Origin of the sequence: Microcoleus sp. C2D2 (genome assembly GCF_036702495.1) — a bacterium.
Taxonomy (GTDB): domain Bacteria; phylum Cyanobacteriota; class Cyanobacteriia; order Cyanobacteriales; family Microcoleaceae; genus Microcoleus.
On the sequence record NZ_JAUBTO010000289.1, the window covers coordinates 1 to 4,537 of the forward strand.

The window sequence follows — 4,537 nt, forward strand, 5'->3', positions numbered from 1 at the left end:
CAAGAATTATTTTTTCTTGTGGGATGGGCATCTTGCCCGTCCCATCAATTGAGGAAAAGGACTTTTGCAAGAGGTCTAATCTTTTGTGTTAGTGTGGCCTTTTTGAATTATTTGACCTAAAAGTGAGACGCCAGCCCCGGGCTACCGACATGAGGATAAGCCGATTTGTGGCTTTAGCCACAGTAAAAGGGAAGAGAGGCATGGTAAAATACGACTGTGCTGATCGAGTAGGAATCACATAAGAGCGCATTGAAATATCCTAGAGGGCGAGCAATGCCGGCAACGGACACATCCGATTGATTCGGAATAGTTAAAGGGCAAATAATGGCAGGATAGGGATCGTTCAATCTTTAAAAATGAAGGAAAAAAGAAAGTATGCGATCCGGAAGAACGAGAGTTCTTTGAGTGAGTAGAGGGATATTTGAATGTCCCGTTGTCGCCTTGAAGATGGGCAAGAATCCCCCGGCTTTAGATGTGCGGAGGTTCAAACTCTCACTTTGGCCGCTGGCAGTTCGATCGCCTGCGCGATTGCGTTCCCGGCTTGGCGTCCGGGAGATATCGTCGCTTTGTGAGGACTGGGTTCACTAGCTATTAGTTTCCCATTCCCAGACATCTTCAAAAACTTTTTAGCGGGAATATGGCTGCTGTTGCACGAACCGTTTCAATTTGGCGATCAGATATTTGTAGAAGGCTTTCAAGGTACTGTTGAAAAGATTTCGATGCGTTCAACTCAAATTATGACAGATCGGGGAGAGCGAGTTATCGTGCCGAATGCGATCGTATTTAGGGCTTGCTGAATAAGTTATGGAAAACCAAAAGCAGGAGCGATGGGTAATTCAAGCAGAGTTAAAAATATGTTTTGGCAGCAGCGAGTCGCCCCACTTATAATTTTTGATTATCCTCAACCCAAAAACAAGTGTTGTTTTCCCCGAGCAGCATAAAAACACACAAAAAACCCGGCGCAGCCAGGTAGAAAAGTTCATGACTAAAAAAGCAATAGCAATAGCGGTGTGTGAAGTATTATCAAGTTTTGCGATCGCGCGATGAGACTAAATCTGCCTTTGCCTTGCCCAAACTTTCTGACAAATTGCATTCCTAATCCTCTCATATAGCGGTTCTCAAGCGTGGTGAGGTATGGGGGCGAGTCCTATGCCTATGCCCTATGCCCTATGCCCACGGAGGCCTATGCCCTATGCCCTATGCCCGCGAGAGCACCTCATGTTACGCTCGAAAGGTTATATCATGTCCGATCGATTAACCATAATATCCCGGTCGGGGCGGGTTTTTGAGATGGGAGATTGTGGGCAGGTATTGTTGGTGAGGGGAGCCCCTACAAAAATCGCGGTTTCTCGACCGGACATGATATGACTTCTTGCTTCTGACTTTTCAAATCAAGCAAAAGGCGAGCCAATTTCCGGTTAGCGTGCCTGCAAATTGTATTCTATTTTTTGAAGATCCCTGGTCTAAAGCCGGGGGATTCTTGCCCACCTTCAAGGCGACAAGGGGAAATTCAAATCTCCCTCTACTCACTCAAAGAACTCTCGTTCTGATTCGCGGATACTTCTGACTCCTTAAGGTTTTTAAGGTTGAACCATCCCTATCCGGCCATTATTTGCCCTTTAACTATTCCGAATCAATCGGATGTGTCCGTTGGCGGGGTGGCTCGCCCTCTAGGATATTTCAATGCGTTAAAGGTTATTCTTACTTTGCACCATTGCTTATGGCTATTCTACCATAGTGGTTTTAGCAATACGATCGTTTCACCGGACTTTTAAGTCCCTACCGACTTATCCCCATGTCTAAAGCTAGGGGCTTGCATCAGGCTTTTTGGTCAAACGTAATTGAGCCGATTCTTCACGTTGAAAAAAATTATGAAGCCGTCTTGCTACCAAGGCGGCGGCGGCGCGCTGCAACCAAGCCACCCAAACCCAGAGCCAAACCAGTCATCGTCATTGGTTCGGGAACTGCTTGTGCAGTCACTGTGAAGTCTTGGAAGTCTGAGTCGGCGCCGTTACCGCGATCGTCGAAGGAGATTGCCGTGCCTTGGGCTGGATTAAACAAAGAAGAACGTCCATCGATGAAGCTTCCGGGATTTCCTGCGAATTTTTTATGGTCTGGTGGGTCGAGGACTAGAGGCAGCAGTTGATTAGCGTTGCCAAACACGGCTTGCTGGGTGCGGCCGGGGAGGTTCAAGGCTGTGGTCGAGTAGACAATGCCCGCGTTGCTGCCGTCGAGTCCCACGCTCTTGAGTCCCAAAGTGTAAGTTTTATTTGCCTCGAATATGAATGTTGCAATGCCACTACCCAAGACTGTAGTGCCGAGAGTTCCTTTCCAGTCGCCCGTCGCGCCGATGTCTGAGGGTTGAACTTCGCTAAACAGGGCTGTCAAGAAACTGGCTTTCCCGCCATCGACAGAGTAGACTCCCAAAGAGGAAGTGTACGCACCGTAAGATTGTCTGAAGTTAAAGATGACCGGTGTATTGTGCTCAAATTGGATGGCGTCGGTACCAAAGGTGAAGGCATGAGCTGGAGCAGCGGCGCCAAACAGAGCTGTGGCGGCTGCGGTAGCTGTTAGGGCGGATAAGAATTTGGTATTCATAATCTGTTCCGTTTGTGAGATGGCCTGTAATAATTTTATTATCGGATACTTTACTTGGTATTTTTTGCACTTTATGTCAATTTTTACAGATTCTTTATCAAGCCTTTACACCTCCTTCACAAATGCTGTCGCTTGAATCGGATTGCAGGGCGATCGCTCCCTAAAAATACACACCAAATAATTATAAAAATTGTGGCTTGAAACCTTGAATTCGCGGGTCTGGGAGCGCGGAGCAGCCAAACTGATTTGGATCGCGCTTATGCTAATTTTTTATTTTATTCTCAAGTCTAAATCCTCCACCGCCCACATTTAAGTATAAATACGGTAAAACCATGATCCACTGATAGTTGCAGGAGTTTTCTATTAACCACAAACTGGGAATATTGGTTTTTTGGGAGTTGCGTATGGTAGTTAAAGAAGTTTATTTATCCGGTAAATTACGTAGCAACTGCGATCGTTGGGTTTACATCTTTTGGTTAAATTAAATACAGCGCTTTGCATCTAAATGGACTACACCCCTTCCACCCTCCCCGAAGTTCGGGGAGGGTGCCCGATAGGGCGGGTGGGGTGAATGTACTTCACTCAGTTGAAATCTGCTGTATATCCCACGCCGTGAACTCTCCCAAAGATGCGACGAGATGAAATGGGAGCATATTGAAGCGGTCAAAGAGCGGATTTCCGTTACATAAAACTTACCCAAAGTTACCCACAATTCTACAAATCTGGACTTTGGTGTTGACGAACTGTTTCGCTCTGGCAGTGTCGGCACTCACCAGTCCACAGGCTAACCCCGTCTAACTGACGGTTTTTGACAAATTAATTGCAGCTATTTGTCGCTAAACGTCAAGCCGGAAACTAATGAACCCTCTATTGGCAGTAGGACTGATTGTAGCAGACTTGGTTAATATCGGTGGCAATCGTTCATAGGTTTTAATAATTCCCATCAGAGGAACTTGAATCTTGTTCTTGCCTTGGACTTTAACAGCACCTTCTAGAGTGAAAGAATCTCGATGACCCTTCTTTTTGAATCTGGGAGCACCACTGGTTTTTTTAAAGCATCTATCCCAGACCCTCCTTAATGCCCTCAAAGATTCTTGTGGGGGCGACAAAGAGCATTCGTAGTACCAAGCACAATTAGGCTTCACTAACGCTACTAACAATTTATGCAAGTCAATAGCGATCGTCAATTTTAATTTGTCCGAAAGATTAGTTTAGTTGTGTTCGAGAATATTTTTGGTTAACCACAATCCCCAATGCCATGCGTGACGTGAAACGCCACAAGGTTTCATCAATGCTGTGGGTTGTTGGTTATTCAGTTTCAATTTTGTGAAAGAAACCTAAAAGCATTACTGCACCTCCTTAACTACTTGCGCCATACCCTCAATCAGTTTCTGATTTTTCTGACTGCGCGCGTCCATAAAGACCTGCGCTAAACACAGTAATAAGCTCAATCATGTCTGGCACTAATTCTTCCTCAAAGGTTGATTCCTTTGACTTACAGCCTATTCCAGGTTTATCAACTACACCACAGAAACCGGGTTTCTTTACAGTTATCGCATCATTACTGATTCTGTTCAACAAACCAGTATTTTGTGCTACACATACATGGAATATGCTGTATTAATGATGATTACTTCGGTTTCAAATTCAGCACACCTAGCAAAAACCAATTCAGCGCCCAACCTCAATAGTCGGTCTTTATGAGTTAAAACTAGACAACCTACATCACCGCATAATTCGTTTAAGAAGTTTTTGAAGTCTTCTTTTGTTATATAGCGGTTCTCAATAAAATGAGGTACACACCGCTCGCAACTGATGCCCACACCAGGCTTATGCCCTATGCCCACGGAGGCCTATGCCCTATCATTTGTGACAAGTTAAGAAAAAGTGCAAATTGTCAAGGGGGTAGACAAAAAAAGGTAAAATAGGATGAAACCTT

3 protein-coding genes and 3 pseudogenes are annotated in these 4,537 nt (G+C 45.1%); 2 read left to right on the forward strand and 4 right to left on the reverse strand.

What is annotated here, in order from left to right; translation table 11 throughout:
* Positions 1-425: 425 nt before the first annotated feature.
* Together QUB61_RS37985 and QUB61_RS37990 are read left to right on the forward strand one after the other, a co-directional pair.
* On the forward strand, positions 426-572 hold the full coding sequence (locus QUB61_RS37985) for a hypothetical protein (RefSeq protein WP_333136469.1): 147 nt from the start codon (positions 426-428) through the stop codon (positions 570-572).
* A 39-nt stretch (positions 573-611) separates the two neighbouring features.
* Complete coding sequence (locus QUB61_RS37990; RefSeq protein ID WP_333136473.1) at positions 612-797, forward strand: mechanosensitive ion channel domain-containing protein; 186 nt, start codon at positions 612-614, stop codon at positions 795-797.
* Between the two features lie 120 nt (positions 798-917).
* On the opposite strand, the pseudogene QUB61_RS40325 reads toward QUB61_RS37990, so the two are convergent.
* The 4 genes and pseudogenes from QUB61_RS40325 to QUB61_RS38005 form a co-directional block, all read right to left on the reverse strand.
* A pseudogene (locus QUB61_RS40325) lies at positions 918-1,106 on the reverse strand (transposase); the annotation flags it as partial.
* 763 nt (positions 1,107-1,869) lie between these two features.
* Positions 1,870-2,598, reverse strand: coding sequence for a PEP-CTERM sorting domain-containing protein (locus QUB61_RS38000; protein WP_333136471.1), 729 nt, complete (start codon positions 2,596-2,598; stop codon positions 1,870-1,872).
* A 1,346-nt stretch (positions 2,599-3,944) separates the two neighbouring features.
* Positions 3,945-4,080 (reverse strand): annotated as a pseudogene (locus tag QUB61_RS40330) (IS607 family transposase); the annotation flags it as partial.
* Between the two features lie 137 nt (positions 4,081-4,217).
* Positions 4,218-4,371 (reverse strand): annotated as a pseudogene (locus QUB61_RS38005) (IS607 family transposase); the annotation flags it as partial.
* Positions 4,372-4,537 lie beyond the last annotated feature (166 nt).

What these genes read in the sequence shown, in the direction of transcription:
- QUB61_RS37985 (WP_333136469.1), top strand. Translation starts at nt 426, where the DNA reads ATGTCCCGTTGTCGCCTTGAAGATGGGCAAGAATCCCCCGGCTTTAGA.
- QUB61_RS38000 (WP_333136471.1), bottom strand. Translation starts at nt 2,598, where the DNA reads ATGAATACCAAATTCTTATCCGCCCTAACAGCTACCGCAGCCGCCACA.